At 32.4% G+C, this 14,505-nt stretch carries 12 protein-coding genes; 5 read left to right on the plus strand and 7 right to left on the minus strand.

Annotated elements, in window-relative coordinates; all coding sequences use genetic code 11:
* Positions 1-103: 103 nt before the first annotated feature.
* From pyrF to ABWP78_RS06190, 3 genes are all read left to right on the plus strand, one after another.
* Positions 104-922, plus strand: coding sequence for an orotidine-5'-phosphate decarboxylase (gene pyrF, locus ABWP78_RS06180; RefSeq protein WP_353169907.1), 819 nt, complete (start codon positions 104-106; stop codon positions 920-922).
* Between the two features lie 76 nt (positions 923-998).
* Entirely contained in the window at positions 999-1,835 is an 837-nt protein-coding gene (locus tag ABWP78_RS06185; RefSeq protein WP_353169908.1) for an ABC transporter substrate-binding protein, read from the plus strand.
* Positions 1,836-1,837: 2 nt separating this feature from the next.
* Positions 1,838-2,629, plus strand: coding sequence for an alpha/beta fold hydrolase (locus tag ABWP78_RS06190; protein WP_353169909.1), 792 nt, complete (start codon positions 1,838-1,840; stop codon positions 2,627-2,629).
* A gap of 118 nt (positions 2,630-2,747) precedes the next feature.
* Here the strand turns inward: ABWP78_RS06190 and ABWP78_RS06195 are convergent, their stop codons facing one another.
* Positions 2,748-3,458: a DUF4197 domain-containing protein gene (locus ABWP78_RS06195; RefSeq protein ID WP_353169910.1), complete on the minus strand. Its 711-nt coding sequence runs from the start codon at positions 3,456-3,458 to the stop codon at positions 2,748-2,750.
* Between the two features lie 158 nt (positions 3,459-3,616).
* On the opposite strand from ABWP78_RS06195, the gene ABWP78_RS06200 reads away from it, so the two are divergent.
* On the plus strand, positions 3,617-7,039 hold the full coding sequence (locus ABWP78_RS06200) for a methylmalonyl-CoA mutase family protein (RefSeq protein WP_353169911.1): 3,423 nt from the start codon (positions 3,617-3,619) through the stop codon (positions 7,037-7,039).
* 58 nt (positions 7,040-7,097) lie between these two features.
* On the opposite strand, the gene ABWP78_RS06205 is transcribed toward ABWP78_RS06200, so the two are convergent.
* The 5 genes from ABWP78_RS06205 to glyA all read right to left on the minus strand — a co-directional run bounded on the left by ABWP78_RS06205 (position 7,098) and on the right by glyA (position 12,606).
* Positions 7,098-7,472, minus strand: coding sequence for a hypothetical protein (locus tag ABWP78_RS06205; RefSeq protein ID WP_353169912.1), 375 nt, complete (start codon positions 7,470-7,472; stop codon positions 7,098-7,100).
* An 8-nt stretch (positions 7,473-7,480) separates the two neighbouring features.
* Positions 7,481-8,350: a cation diffusion facilitator family transporter gene (locus ABWP78_RS06210; RefSeq protein WP_353169913.1), complete on the minus strand. Its 870-nt coding sequence runs from the start codon at positions 8,348-8,350 to the stop codon at positions 7,481-7,483.
* 13 nt (positions 8,351-8,363) lie between these two features.
* Positions 8,364-10,586 (minus strand): M20/M25/M40 family metallo-hydrolase, encoded by a 2,223-nt coding sequence (locus ABWP78_RS06215; RefSeq protein ID WP_353169914.1) that lies wholly within the window; start codon positions 10,584-10,586, stop codon positions 8,364-8,366.
* A 58-nt stretch (positions 10,587-10,644) separates the two neighbouring features.
* Entirely contained in the window at positions 10,645-11,232 is a 588-nt protein-coding gene (locus ABWP78_RS06220; protein ID WP_353169940.1) for a MiaE family protein, read from the minus strand.
* 99 nt (positions 11,233-11,331) lie between these two features.
* Positions 11,332-12,606, minus strand: a complete 1,275-nt coding sequence (gene glyA / locus ABWP78_RS06225; RefSeq protein ID WP_353169915.1) for a serine hydroxymethyltransferase — start codon at positions 12,604-12,606, stop codon at positions 11,332-11,334.
* A gap of 111 nt (positions 12,607-12,717) precedes the next feature.
* Here glyA and fahA point away from each other — a divergent pair, with 111 nt between their 5' ends.
* Positions 12,718-14,004, plus strand: coding sequence for a fumarylacetoacetase (fahA, locus tag ABWP78_RS06230; protein WP_353169916.1), 1,287 nt, complete (start codon positions 12,718-12,720; stop codon positions 14,002-14,004).
* A gap of 56 nt (positions 14,005-14,060) precedes the next feature.
* Here the strand turns inward: fahA and ytxJ are convergent, their stop codons facing one another.
* Positions 14,061-14,459 carry a bacillithiol system redox-active protein YtxJ gene (gene ytxJ, locus ABWP78_RS06235; protein ID WP_353169917.1) on the minus strand — a complete coding sequence of 133 codons (399 nt, stop codon included), beginning with the start codon at positions 14,457-14,459 and terminating at the stop codon, positions 14,061-14,063.
* Positions 14,460-14,505: the final 46 nt, after the last annotated feature.

Genomic DNA, 14,505 nt, shown 5'->3' on the forward strand with positions numbered 1-14,505 from the left:
AGCAATTATTATGCATTTGTTTCATTTTTATAATAAAACATATTGCAGGTTTGTAACTTCTCAATTAAATTATTTATACTTTTGTAATCATAAAACAAACAAAATGACTACTTCACAACTTATTGAGCAAATTCGAACTAAAAAATCGTTTCTATGTATTGGCTTAGATGTTGATTTAAGTAAAATCCCAGCACATTTATTAACAACAGAAGATCCAATTTTCGAATTTAATAAAGCGATCATTGATGCTACGCACGATGTATGTGTTTCTTACAAACCAAATACGGCTTTTTATGAAGCTTATGGCATCAAAGGTTGGCAATCGTTACAGAAAACAATCGATTATATAAACAATAACTATCCAAATATTTTCACAATAGCCGATGCAAAACGAGGTGATATTGGAAATACATCAACAATGTATGCTAAAGCTTTTTTTGAAGATTTAAATTTTGATTCAGTTACTGTTGCGCCTTATATGGGAAAAGATTCTGTAGAACCTTTTTTGGCTTTTGAAAACAAACATACTATTATGTTAGCTTTAACGTCAAATGAAGGTGCTTTCGATTTTCAAACGTTAGATACAAATGGGCAAGAATTATATAAAACGGTTTTAGAAACGTCTAAAAATTGGAAAAACAGTCAAAATTTAATGTATGTTGTAGGGGCTACAAAAGCAGAATATTTTACAGAAATTAGAAAAATTGTACCAAATAGTTTCTTATTAGTTCCAGGTGTAGGAGCTCAAGGCGGAAGTTTAGCCGAAGTTTGTAAATATGGAATGAACGAAAATGTGGGCTTATTAATTAATTCTTCAAGAGGTATAATTTACGCTTCTAACGAGACTGATTTCGCAGAAAAGGCAAGGGAAGAAGCGTTGAAGTTGCAACAAGAAATGGAGCAAATTTTGTTCCAAGTTTAAAGTTTCAAGTTTTCCAAAGAAACGAATAAGTAAATTGAATTTTTAAACCTGAAACTTGAAACTAAAAAAATAAAACTTGAAACAAAAAACTTTCACAGACCAACTTGGCACCATTCACTCTTTCGAAAACGCACCAAAAAGAATTATTTCTTTAGTGCCATCACAAACGGAGTTGCTTTACGATTTGGGTTTGGAAGATGAAATTGTTGGTATTACGAAGTTTTGTGTGCATCCCTTTCGTTTTAAATCAACTAAAGAAATTATTGGCGGTACGAAAACCATTAAATTCGATAAAATAAAAGCCTTACAACCAGATATAATTATTGCCAATAAAGAAGAAAACACCAAAGAAATTGTAGAGCAATTAAGAACTATTTGTCCAGTTTGGGTGACAGATATTGTTACTATTGCCGACAATAATAAAATGATTGAAGATTTCGGAAATCTGTTTAATAAAAGAACCAATGCACAAAAGTGGATTGATAAAATTAACTTCGGATATCAAAAACTCCAAACTCTTGTAGCTTCAAAATTTGAAGAAAATGCCAAACAAAAAGTAGCCTATTTTATTTGGGCAAACCCATATATGGTTGCTGCTGGCGATACATTTATTAATGAGATGCTAAAATTGAATGGATTAGAAAATATTTATGATACTAATCCAAAATATGAAGGAAGATATCCTGAAGTGGTTATTAATAAAATGCGAATACAAGGTGATCCCGATTTTGTGTTTTTATCTTCTGAACCTTTTCCTTTTACAGATGAACACGCTTTCGAGTTAGGAAGACATACACACCACGCAAAAACTATTTTTGTTGATGGCGAAATGTTTTCTTGGTATGGAAGTCGTTTAGTTAAAGCATTCGATTATTTCACTTTGTTGCAAGAAAAGCTTTACATTTACAAATAAAAATGATAGCTTATACCACATACGAAAATAAAAACACGACTGAATGGGTAACGTTTGTCCATGGCGCAGGTGGTAGCTCCTCAATTTGGTTTAAACAGATAAAGGAATTTAAAGTGCATTTTAATGTTTTATTATTAGATCTTCGTGGTCATGGCAATTCCAAAGAGAAAATTACTAAAAAATATACATTTAAAGCCATCGCTAATGATGTTTTAGAAGTTCTCAATCATTTAAATATTCAAAAATCACACTTTATCGGAATATCTTTAGGAACTATAGTTATCCGACAATTTGCAGAAATGTACGAAAACAGAGTGCAAAGTATGATTATGGGCGGCGCTATTTTAAAAATGAATTTTCGTTCACAAATTTTAATGCGATTAGGCAATATGTTTAAATATGTTTTGCCTTATTTGGTTTTGTATCGTTTTTTTGCGTTTGTAATTATGCCAAACAAAAACCATAAGCAATCTAGATTGTTATTTATCAATGAAGCAAAAAAACTCTATCAAAAAGAATTTATAAAATGGTTTAAGCTAACTGCTGAAATTAACCCAATTTTAAAATGGTTTCGTCAAGTGGAATTGTCTGTTCCTACACTATATATAATGGGTAATGAAGATTATATGTTTTTACCTTCCGTAAGAAAAGTAGTGGAAAGTCATTATAAAACATCTCAATTAGTAGTTGTTGAAAATTGTGGACATGTTGTAAATGTTGAACAATCAGATATATTTAATTCTGAAGTGATTCGATATATAAATAATCAGAAAAAACAAAAAAAAAACAACTGAAAACTAAATCTCAGTTGTTTCTTAACTAAAAACTAACCTTAAAAAACTATTTATTTATATGCAAATATCAGTATAATAGTTATTTCATACTGTTAAGATTTTGTTATAATTACACAAATTATTTTTTATCTTGCAAGGCGAAAACTTTTTTTAACAAATCAGAGTTTCTTGAAGTTAAATTAGTTCTAATTTCCTTTTCTTCCAAAGCAATCATTTTATAAACTCCTACTAAGGTTTTATTAGTTGTGTACTCTGCTAAATCCGGATTTATTTTTTTAACCAATGGAATGCCGTTGTACTTGGTAATAATTTGATTCCAAATTTTCTCTGCGCCCACTTTTGCAAGTGAATTTTTAATAACAGGATTAAATGAAGCATACAAAGCGACTGAAGTAGTACTTTGCAAATAATTTGTAGCTGCATTTTCTTGACCTAAAACAATATTTTTTGCATCAGTAAATGTCATATTTTTTATGGCATCTACAAAAATTGGTGTTGCTTCTTTTACTGCATCTTCGGCAGCTCTGTTTAATAATAAAATGCCTTCATCGGCTAAACTTGACAACCCAATTTGTCTTAATCGAGTATCCACTTTTTGTAATTCTTCAGGTAATACTATTTTAACTAATTCATTTTTGTAAAAACCATCTTCTTGAGTAAGTTTTACAACTTGTTTTTTAATTCCTTTATCTAAAGCTTCTTTTAGAGCATTAGAAATATCAATTGCAGAAACTGTAGGTGTTTTTGAAATTGCTTTTTTAATTGTGTTTTTTAATTGAGCACTACTGATGGCTGGCATAATAAGTAGCAATAAAATAATTTTTTTCATTTAAATAAGTTCAGTTTCCTTTCTACCACACAAAATGCATACCACATCTTTCAAATTTGCTATTTTTTTAAATTTTGTTGATTTTTTACATCATTTAAATAGAAATAAAAATTATTAAATTCGTAAATTGCACTCTTTAAAACGAATTAAAATTACAGATGGAACCACAAATACCCTATATTCCTATTAATAAAGTAAGAATTGTAACTGCAGCCTCACTTTTTGATGGACACGATGCAGCCATAAACATTATGCGTAGAATCATCCAAGCAACAGGTGTAGAGGTAATTCATCTTGGACATGACAGAAGTGTTGAAGAAGTTGTAAATACTGCCATTCAAGAAGACGCGAATGCGATTGCAATGACTTCTTATCAGGGAGGTCATAACGAGTATTTTAAATACATGTACGAGTTACTTAAGGAAAAAGGAGCTGGTCATATCAAAATATTTGGCGGAGGCGGAGGTGTAATCTTACCTTCAGAAATTTCAGAATTACACGAATACGGCATCGAAAGAATTTATTCTCCAGATGATGGTCGTGCTATGGGATTGCAAGGGATGATTAACGATTTGGTCAAACGTTCAGATTATCCAATTGGAGATAAATTAACTGGTGAATTATCGCACATAGAAGAAAAAAATCCAACTGCAATTGCACGATTGATTTCTGCAGCTGAAAATTTTCCTGAAATTGCTAAGTCGGTTTTCGAAGAAATTCATAAAAAGAATGAAACGTCCAAAATCCCAGTTCTAGGAATTACCGGAACGGGTGGGTCAGGAAAATCATCTTTAGTAGATGAATTAGTACGTAGATTTTTAATTGATTTTCCAGAAAAAACTATCGGATTAATTTCGGTTGACCCTTCTAAACGTAAAACAGGCGGGGCTTTATTAGGCGATAGAATTCGTATGAATGCGATTAACAATTCTCGCGTATATATGCGTTCGTTAGCAACACGTCAATCGAATTTAGCCTTGTCAAAATATGTGGCTGAAGCGATTGAAGTACTGAAAGCCGCTAAATACGATATCATTATTTTAGAAACGTCTGGAATTGGACAATCGGATACGGAAATTATGGACCATTCTGATGTTTCGTTATATGTAATGACACCTGAATTTGGAGCAGCAACGCAGTTAGAAAAAATTGACATGCTTGATTTTGCGGATTTAGTGGCGCTGAATAAATTCGACAAACGTGGTGCTTTAGATGCGATTCGTGATGTGAAAAAACAATACCAACGCAATCATAATTTATGGGATGTAGATACCAATATCATGCCTATTTTCGGGACAATTGCATCGCAGTTTAACGATCCAGGAATGAATACACTCTACAAATCAATTATGGATAAGATTGTAGAAAAAACAGGAGCTGATTTAAAATCGACTTTTGAAATCACACGTGAAATGAGTGAGAAAATTTTTGTAATTCCTCCACATAGAACACGTTATTTATCTGAAATCGCAGAAAACAATAGAAAATACGATGAAACGGCACTTTCTCAAGTAGAAGTGGCGCAAAAATTATACGGAATTTTTAAAACGGTTGAATCGGTTTCGGGAACCAAACCAATGTTAACCAAAGCTGGAATTGACCATAATTTTGTCATTCCGAAGGAATCTCAAGTTTTTATGAATTTACTTTTAGATCAATTCGATAAAGTAAAAATGAACTTAGATCCTTACAACTGGGAAATCATTTTAACTTGGGACGAAAAAGTCAATAAATACAAAAATCCGAATTACAGTTTTAAAGTTCGAGATAAAGAAATTAAAATTGCTACGCATACTGAATCGTTATCGCATTCGCAAATTCCAAAAGTAGCGTTACCAAAATACCAAGCTTGGGGCGATATTTTAAAATGGAATTTACAAGAAAATGTTCCTGGAGAATTCCCTTTTACTTCCGGATTGTATCCGTTTAAAAGAGAAGGCGAAGACCCAAGTAGAATGTTTGCAGGAGAAGGCGGACCAGAACGAACCAACAAGCGTTTTCATTATGTTTCTGCCGGATTGCCAGCAAAACGTTTATCTACGGCTTTTGATTCGGTGACTTTATATGGAAATGACCCGCACATTCGTCCTGATATTTATGGAAAAATTGGAAATGCAGGAGTTTCAATTTGTTGTTTAGACGATGCGAAAAAATTGTATTCAGGTTTCGATTTGAGTCATCCTATGACTTCTGTATCCATGACGATAAATGGACCAGCACCAATGTTGTTGGGATTCTTTATGAATGCAGCTATCGATCAAAACTGTGAAAAATACATTATTGAAAATGGTTTACAAGCTGAAATCGAAGCTAAAATTAATGAAATTTATAAGAAAAAAGGGGTTACCCGCCCATCTTATCAAGGCGATTTACCAGAAGGGAATAATGGTTTAGGTTTAATGCTTTTAGGGGTGACAGGTGACCAAGTTTTGCCATTAGATATTTATAATGATATCAAAGTTAAAACGTTAGCACAAGTTCGTGGAACGGTTCAAGCGGATATATTAAAAGAAGATCAAGCACAAAATACGTGTATTTTTTCTACGGAATTTGCTTTACGATTAATGGGCGATGTGCAAGACTATTTCATTAAAGAAAACGTTCGTAATTTCTATTCAGTTTCTATTTCAGGATATCATATTGCTGAAGCAGGAGCGAACCCAATTACGCAATTGGCGTTCACTTTATCCAACGGATTTACTTATGTAGAATACTATTTGAGTAGAGGAATGAACATTAACGATTTTGGACCGAATTTATCGTTCTTTTTCTCCAACGGAATCGATCCTGAATATGCTGTTATTGGTCGTGTTGCCCGAAAAATTTGGGCGAAAGCCATGAAAAACAAATACGGAGCCAACGAAAGAGCGCAAATGTTGAAATACCACATTCAAACGTCTGGGCGTTCGTTACATGCGCAAGAAATTGATTTTAATGATATTCGTACGACGCTTCAAGCTTTGTATGCGATTTACGACAACTGTAACTCGTTACATACGAATGCGTATGATGAAGCTATTACTACACCAACCGAGGAATCCGTGCGAAGAGCTATGGCGATTCAGTTGATTATTAATAAAGAATTAGGTTTAGCGAAAAACGAAAATCCAATTCAAGGTTCGTTTATTATTGAAGAATTAACCGATTTAGTGGAAGATGCTGTTTTACAAGAATTTGACCGAATTACAGAACGTGGCGGTGTATTGGGTGCGATGGAAACCATGTACCAACGTTCTAAAATTCAAGAGGAAAGTTTGTATTATGAAACCCTGAAACATACGGGTGAATTCCCAATTATTGGAGTAAATACGTTCTTAAGTTCAAAAGGTTCTCCAACAGTTATCCCAGCTGAAGTCATTCGTGCAACAGAAGAAGAAAAAGCGTATCAAATAAAAATGCTTACGAATCTGCAACAAGCAAATGCAGATACAGTTTCTAATCAAATTGAATTATTACAAAATGCAGCAATTAAAAACGAAAATATATTTGCCTTATTAATGGAAGCTACAAAAGTGTGTTCGTTAGGACAGATTACTAGTGGATTGTTTGAAGTAGGAGGTCAATACAGAAGAAATATGTAATTTCAATAAATAATTTGAGATTTAAAATAAAAGAAATCTTTCAGAAATGGGAGGTTTCTTATTTTGCTTTTTGTTTTTTATGATAAAGAATTGTCAGTATTGTCAGTAAGACAAATGGAATTGTAGAAATTACAATCTTATAGTTTAAACTTATTAATCCAACAAAAAGCAAAAAGTATACTAACAAGCCTAATCCAAAAATACTAATATAAGTTAATTTTTTGCTGGCTGATTTTTGGAACAAAGTAACCAATAATAAAAATTGCGAAATTATAGGTAAAATTATAAATGGATGAATTACAGGTTTTACAAATAATTTAGATAAAATTTCAATTTCTGCTTCAAACAAAAATGTATGATTATTTCCACTCCATTCCAAATAGCCAATTAGTGAGAAAATGATTAGAAGAAAATTTAGTATTTTACTTTTCATTTTATTAATTATTCATTCGGTTCAATATGAATTAAAACATGACCTAATTCTAAAATCTTAGTTCTTAACGTGTCTTTTAATTTGTGAGCCAAATCGTGTCCTTCTTTAACGGAAATTTTCGCATCTACAATAGCATGTAAGTCAACATGATATTTCATTCCAGCTTTTCTGATAAAGCATTTCTCTGTACCGATAATTCCATCAACTTTTAAAGATTCCTTACGAATATTTTCTACCAAATCGTCATACCGATGTTCGTCCATAATTTCACCTAAAGCCGGTCGGAAAATTAAATAACTATTGTAAAGAATAAAAAAAGAAGCAAATAAAGCTGCCCAATCATCAGCTGCTTCGTAGCCTTTTCCTAAAAGTAAAGCAATAGAAATTCCTATAAAAGCGGCAATTGAAGTAATAGCGTCGCTTCTATGGTGCCAAGCATCTGCTTTAAGTGAAGAACTATTGGTAATAATACTTTTTTTCATTACGGTTTGAAACGAATATTCTTTCCAACAAATTATTAATACTAAAACAATTAGTGTCCAAGATTTTGGTAAATCATGAGGCGTCCCAATATTTAATATACTTTCATAGGCAATAATTGTAGCAGAAGTAATTAAAAATCCAACTACAAGAAAAGTAATTAAAGGTTCGGCTCTTCCATGTCCGTAGGGATGATTTTCATCTGCAGGTCGGTTAGAATATTTAATACCAAATAAAACTAAAAACGAAGCAAAAATATCAGTTGTAGATTCTATAGCATCCGCTAATAACGCATAAGAATTTCCAAAAAAACCAGCCAAGCCTTTAATAATCGCCAAGCTTGTATTCCCAATAATACTAAAATAAGTGGCTTTTATAGCCGTTTGTTCGTTTGTCATTTTTTAGTTTTTGTTAAAAAGTTACGTTTACCTTATTAGTTTTTCCGTCTCTAATAAAAATAACTTCTTTCGTTTCACCGGAGTTAATTTTGGATAAACATTCCATATAACTGTAAACTTCTTTTACTTCGCAATCTCCAATTTTTGTAATAATATCACCTTCTTTAATTCCAGCTTTAATGGCTGGACGGTCTTCAGTTACGCCATCTACGTGTAAACCATCTCCATGTTCAGCATAATCAGGCATAATACCAAGTGTTACTTTGTATTTTGCCATTTTCTTTTCGCTGTTTATTTTGGTTTTGGTAAATTCAATATTTTCTTTATCGGCCAATTCATTTGCAATTCTAAACACATAATTTACAATATTGGTTACGCCATAATAATTAATTTTTTCTTCATCATCACTTGGTTTATGATAATCTTCATGCGTTCCTGTAAATAAAAATAGTACAGGAATATCTTTTAAGTAAAATGAAGTATGATCAGATGGTCCAACTCCGCCAGTTTCTTCTGTAACTCCAAATCCCGCAGGTTTGTTACGTTGAATTAATTCTGAGAAAACAGGTGAGGTACCGGTTCCGCCAACTATAAGACTTTTCTTATCGTCTAATCTTCCAATCATATCCATATTAATCATAGTAATTACATTTGGATAAAGTGTTTTTATTGATTCAGCCATATGTTTCGAACCAATTAAACCATCTTCTTCACCAGAAAATAGAGCGAAAATGAAATTCACTTTTTCTTTTGTGTTATTTTTTGCATAGATACGAGCCAAATCTAACACACCAGCAACACCAGAAGCATTATCGTCTGCACCATTATGAATCATTCCTTTTGAAAAAGGTTTGGTAGAATTATTATGTTCGTTTCTTCCTAAGTGGTCATAGTGTGCACCAATTACAATGGTTTTATTTGCACCATTATCTAAATAAGCAATTACATTATTTGAATTTAATAAATCACCTACAACTGTTGAATCTGCATGTGGATTGGTTTTGTAGCGATATGAAAAAGGTTGTAAATATGTTTTGTTGTATGGTTGTAAACCTAATTTTTTAAATTCACTTTCAATGTATTTTGCTGCTGTTTTCTCAGCTTTACTTCCAGAAAGTCTTCCTTCTAAAGCATCAGAAGCTAAATAGGTAATGTGTTTTTTTAAGTTTTTACTATCCGCATTTTCAACTTCATCTGTTTCAACCCAATCCGCAATAAAAACATTTGTTTCACGCGCTTTATCTTGTTGACGATTACTTGAAAATACTAATTTTTTTCCGTCAGGCGAAAATTGTGGAAACGCATTAAATTCACTTTCATAGGTTATTTGTTTCAATCCCGTACCATCGATATTAATCATATATAATTGAAAATCATATCCTTTAGTAGCGTGATGGTTCGATGAAAAAATAATTTTTTTGTCTGATGGATGAAAAAAGGGCGCCCAATTGGCCTTTCCTAATTTGGTGATTTGTTTTAAATCTGAACCATCAATATTACACGTATAAATTTCCATATTAGTTGGCATCACTAAATTTTCTGCCAATAAATCTTTGTATTCTTTAATATCTTTTTCAGTGGTAGGACGAGAGGAACGAAAGACTAATTTTTTACTGTCGTGTGAAAAGAAACATCCGCCATCATAACCCAAACCAAACGTAATTTGTTTCAAGTTACTTCCGTCAATATCCATGGTGTAAATTTCTAAATCACCAGAACGAATACTTGTGAAGGCTATTTTTTTTCCCTCAGGAGAAACCACCGCTTCCGCATCATAACCTGGAGAATTAGTTAATTTTTTTACAATTCCACCAGATTTAGTTGCCATATAAATTTCAAATTCTGGATAAATCGCCCATAGGTATTTTCCGTCTTTTGGTTTTGGTGGGGCAGGACAAGCTACATTTGCTTCATGTGTAGAAGCATAAATAATGTGTTTTCCATCTGGCATATAATAAGAACATGTGGTTCTTCCTTTACCTGTAGATACTAATTTCAGATTGTTAAAATCAGTTATGGGTTGTGTCAAATCTAAAGAGTAAATTTGATCGCAAGGCACACCAAATTGAGTATTGGTAACTTGCATGGTTAAGTTTTTACTATCTGGACTAAAATAAGCCTCAGCATTATCACCCCCAAAAGTTAGTTTTTTAATATTTTGTAAGTTTCTTTCTTGTCCTTGAACGGTTAATGAAAGAAATAGAAACGAAAGAAATGCGTATTTTTTTATTGCCATTTTATTTTTTATTTATTTTTTAAGATTCTATCTGCTTTTGACTTTTAACTTTTAGCTTTTAGCCATGTACAGTAACACCTTCACCATATTTAGCGATTACACTCGCTTCGAATGCTAACCAAGCTTTCCAGCGTTTTTCTACATCGATATTTCCAGCGTATTTTCTGGCTAAGTTTATAAAAGTGGTATAATGAGCGGCTTCACTTTCCATTAAATCTCTATAAAACTGAGCTAATTCTTCGTCTTTTAAATTTTCAGAAAGTACTTTAAATCGTTCGCAACTTCTGGCTTCAATCATAGCTGCAAAAAGCAAACGTTCTATTAAGCCACACGCCCGACTTCCATCAGAAGATTGCTTCATAAATTTGGCTAATTCGTTTACATAATCGTCTTTTCGTTCTCTTAAAAATTCGTAACCACGTGCCTTAATAATATCATGAACCATTTGAAAATGTTGCATTTCTTCAATAGAAATCGCAGTCATTTCTGTAACCAAATCTTCTTTTTCTGCATTGTTAATAATAAGCATTATGGCATTTGTGGCTGCTTTTTGTTCGCACCAAGCGTGGTCACTTAAAATATCTTCTAAGTTTTCTTCTACTATATTTGCCCAACGAGGATCTGTTGGTAATTGCAATCGTAAAATAGACATATTGTTGAAGGTTATGAGGTTTATAATGTTTAATAAAGGCATTATGATTGCTACATAACACCTTTTTTATTTAGTTTACTATATATCTGTCAATTAAAAAACAAACATGGCTCTTTCGCCCATAAGTTCGTTAACTTCTTCAGCTACTTCTTCTATTATAGCTTCATTAGTGTAATTCATTAATACTTTATCAATTAAAGCAACAACTGTTTCCATATCTTCTTCAACTAATCCACGAGTTGTAATTGCTGGTGTTCCAACACGAATTCCTGAAGTTACAAATGGAGATTTGTCATCAAACGGCACCATATTTTTATTTACAGTAATTTCAGCTTTTACTAATGCATTTTCAGCATCTTTACCCGAAATATTTTTGTTGCGTAAATCAATCAACATCATATGATTATCAGTTCCTCCAGAAATTAACTTATACCCTCTTTTATTGAATGCTTCTGCCATAGCTTTTGCATTTTTTTGCATTTGCAACGCATAACGGAAAAATTCATCTGTTAACGCTTCACCAAACGCAACTGCTTTAGCAGCAATAATATGCATTAACGGACCTCCTTGATTTCCAGGGAAAACAGACATATCTAATATATGACTCATCATTCTAATATCACCTTTAGGAGTAGTTAGTCCCCAAGGGTTTTCAAAATCTTTTCCCATCATAATTAATCCCCCACGAGGACCACGTAATGTTTTATGAGTTGTAGTAGTTACTATATGGCAATATGGAATTGGGTCGTTTAATAATCCTTTCGCAATTAATCCAGAAGGATGAGAAATGTCAGCTAATAAAAGTGCCCCTACAGAATCTGCAATTTCACGGAAACGTTTAAAATCCATATCACGAGAATAAGCGGATGCACCTGCAATAATCATTTTAGGTTGCTCCTTTGTTGCTATTTCTTGAATTTTATCGTAATTTAATAATCCAGTTTCTTCTTCTACACCATAAAAACTTGCAGTATATAATTTACCTGAAAAATTTACTGGAGATCCATGCGTTAAATGCCCACCGTGAGCCAAATCGAATCCTAAGATTTTATCTCCTGGTTTTAAACATGCTGCAAAAACAGCTGTATTTGCCTGCGAACCAGAATGTGGTTGTACATTAGCATATTCAGCTCCAAATAATTCTTTTACTCGATCAATAGCAACTTGTTCTACAATATCTACTACTTCACAACCGCCATAATATCTTTTTCCAGGATATCCTTCCGCGTATTTATTGGTTAAACATGAACCAGCAGCTTCCATTACCTGGTCGCTCACAAAGTTTTCTGAAGCAATTAATTCAATTCCATGAATTTGTCTGTCTTGCTCGTCTAAAATAAGGTCAAAAATAAGTTCGTCGCGTTGCATTTGAATGTAAATATTAAAGTTTTGTCAAAAATACAAAAAATGTTTGGTAAATTGAATCTATAGTTTAATTTTGATTGCTCAATTATCAACAAAATAATTTAAGAAATAGATATGCCAAATTTAGCTAATGACCCAAGTAGAAAATCTTGGTTAGATATTAAAAAAGATAGCGATTTTCCAATCCAAAATATTCCATTTGGAGTTTTTATTACGAAAGAAGATGTAATAACTATCGGAACAAGAATAGGTGATTGTGCTATTGATATGGGAGCTTTACAACAATTAGGCTATTTTGAAGGCATTGAACTAACCGACGATATGTTTATGCAAGATACGCTTAACGATTTTATTTCTGATGGTAAGAAAACTTGGCGTTTAGTAAGAAATAGATTATCTGATATTTTTTTAGATACCAATCCAAAATTAAGGGATAATGATTCACATAAAAATATTGTTATTTTTAAAATAGATGATGTTGAAATGTTATTACCAGTTCAAATTGGTGATTATACCGATTTTTATTCAAGTAAAGAGCACGCTACTAATGTAGGAAAAATGTTTCGCGATCCAGAAAATGCATTATTACCAAACTGGTTGCATATTCCAGTAGGTTATCACGGAAGAAGTTCTACAATTGTTCCAAGTGGAATTCCAGTTCACAGACCGTACGGACAAACGTTACCAAATGGCGAAACTCAACCTGTTTTTGGACCTTCAAAATTGGTAGATTTCGAATTAGAAACTGCTTTTATTACTACGGATGCAAATTTGATGGGAGAACCTGTTTCTGTAGCAGATGCAGAAGAATGTATTTTCGGAATGGTTTTGTTTAATGATTGGTCGGCAAGAGATATTCAAAAATGGGAATACGTGCCACTAGGGCCATTTTTAGCGAAAAACTTTGCTTCATCCATTTCACCTTGGATTGTTACTTTAGATGCTTTACAGCCTTTTAAATGCTCATCACCCGAACAACAACCAACACCATTGCCTTATTTACAACAAACCGGTAATCATTCTTACGATATTAATTTGCAAGTAGCTATTCAGCCAGAAAATGCTGTTGAAACTATTGTGTCAAACTCTAATTTTAAATACATGTATTGGACTATGAGTCAGCAATTGGCACATCATACAATTAATGGTTGTAGAGTAAATTCTGGAGATATGATGGGAAGTGGAACGATTTCAGGGCCAACACCAGATTCTTTCGGTTCGATGTTAGAATTGTCTTGGGGGGGTCAAAATCCAATTAAAATGAATGATGGTTCAGAACGTAAATTTATAAACGATAATGACACCGTAATTATAAGAGGATATTGTCAAAATGACCAAATTAGAATTGGTTTTGGAGAAGTATCAAGCAAATTACTTCCAGCAATTGAATTGAAATTTTAAGCTTAAGAACTAATATTTATAAAAAAATACTCCTAAATTTATTAGGAGTATCTTTTTTACGTAAATTGTTTCAAATCTTCTGCAGAGATACTATCGTGTGATTCATTAAAAACAGCTTTTCCATTTCTGATCACTACTATTTGTGGCGATTGATGTACTACGTTATATCTGCTTGCAATTTCATTAGATAAATCTCTGTGATTTAACAAATCCAATAAATACCAATCAATTTTTTCTTCAGGATAATTAAATTCGGCATCAAATTGTTTTAAAGCCATTCTACTGATGCTACATCTTGTACTGTGTTTGAAAAGGACAACCGGTTTCGTTTGAGAAATTTCATCTATTTTATCAAATTGTTCTATTTTATCTAAGGTATAAAATTTGGCTGTCTCATTTACTTCTTCCTTTGAAGAATTTACATTTTCTTTAAAGATATTTTTGAAAAAACTCATATTTGTTTGTTTTATTAGACAATTTGTCTTTATAATTTACATTAAC

Origin of the sequence: Flavobacterium sp. (genome assembly GCF_040402955.1) — a bacterium.
In the GTDB taxonomy this organism is placed as follows: domain Bacteria; phylum Bacteroidota; class Bacteroidia; order Flavobacteriales; family Flavobacteriaceae; genus Flavobacterium.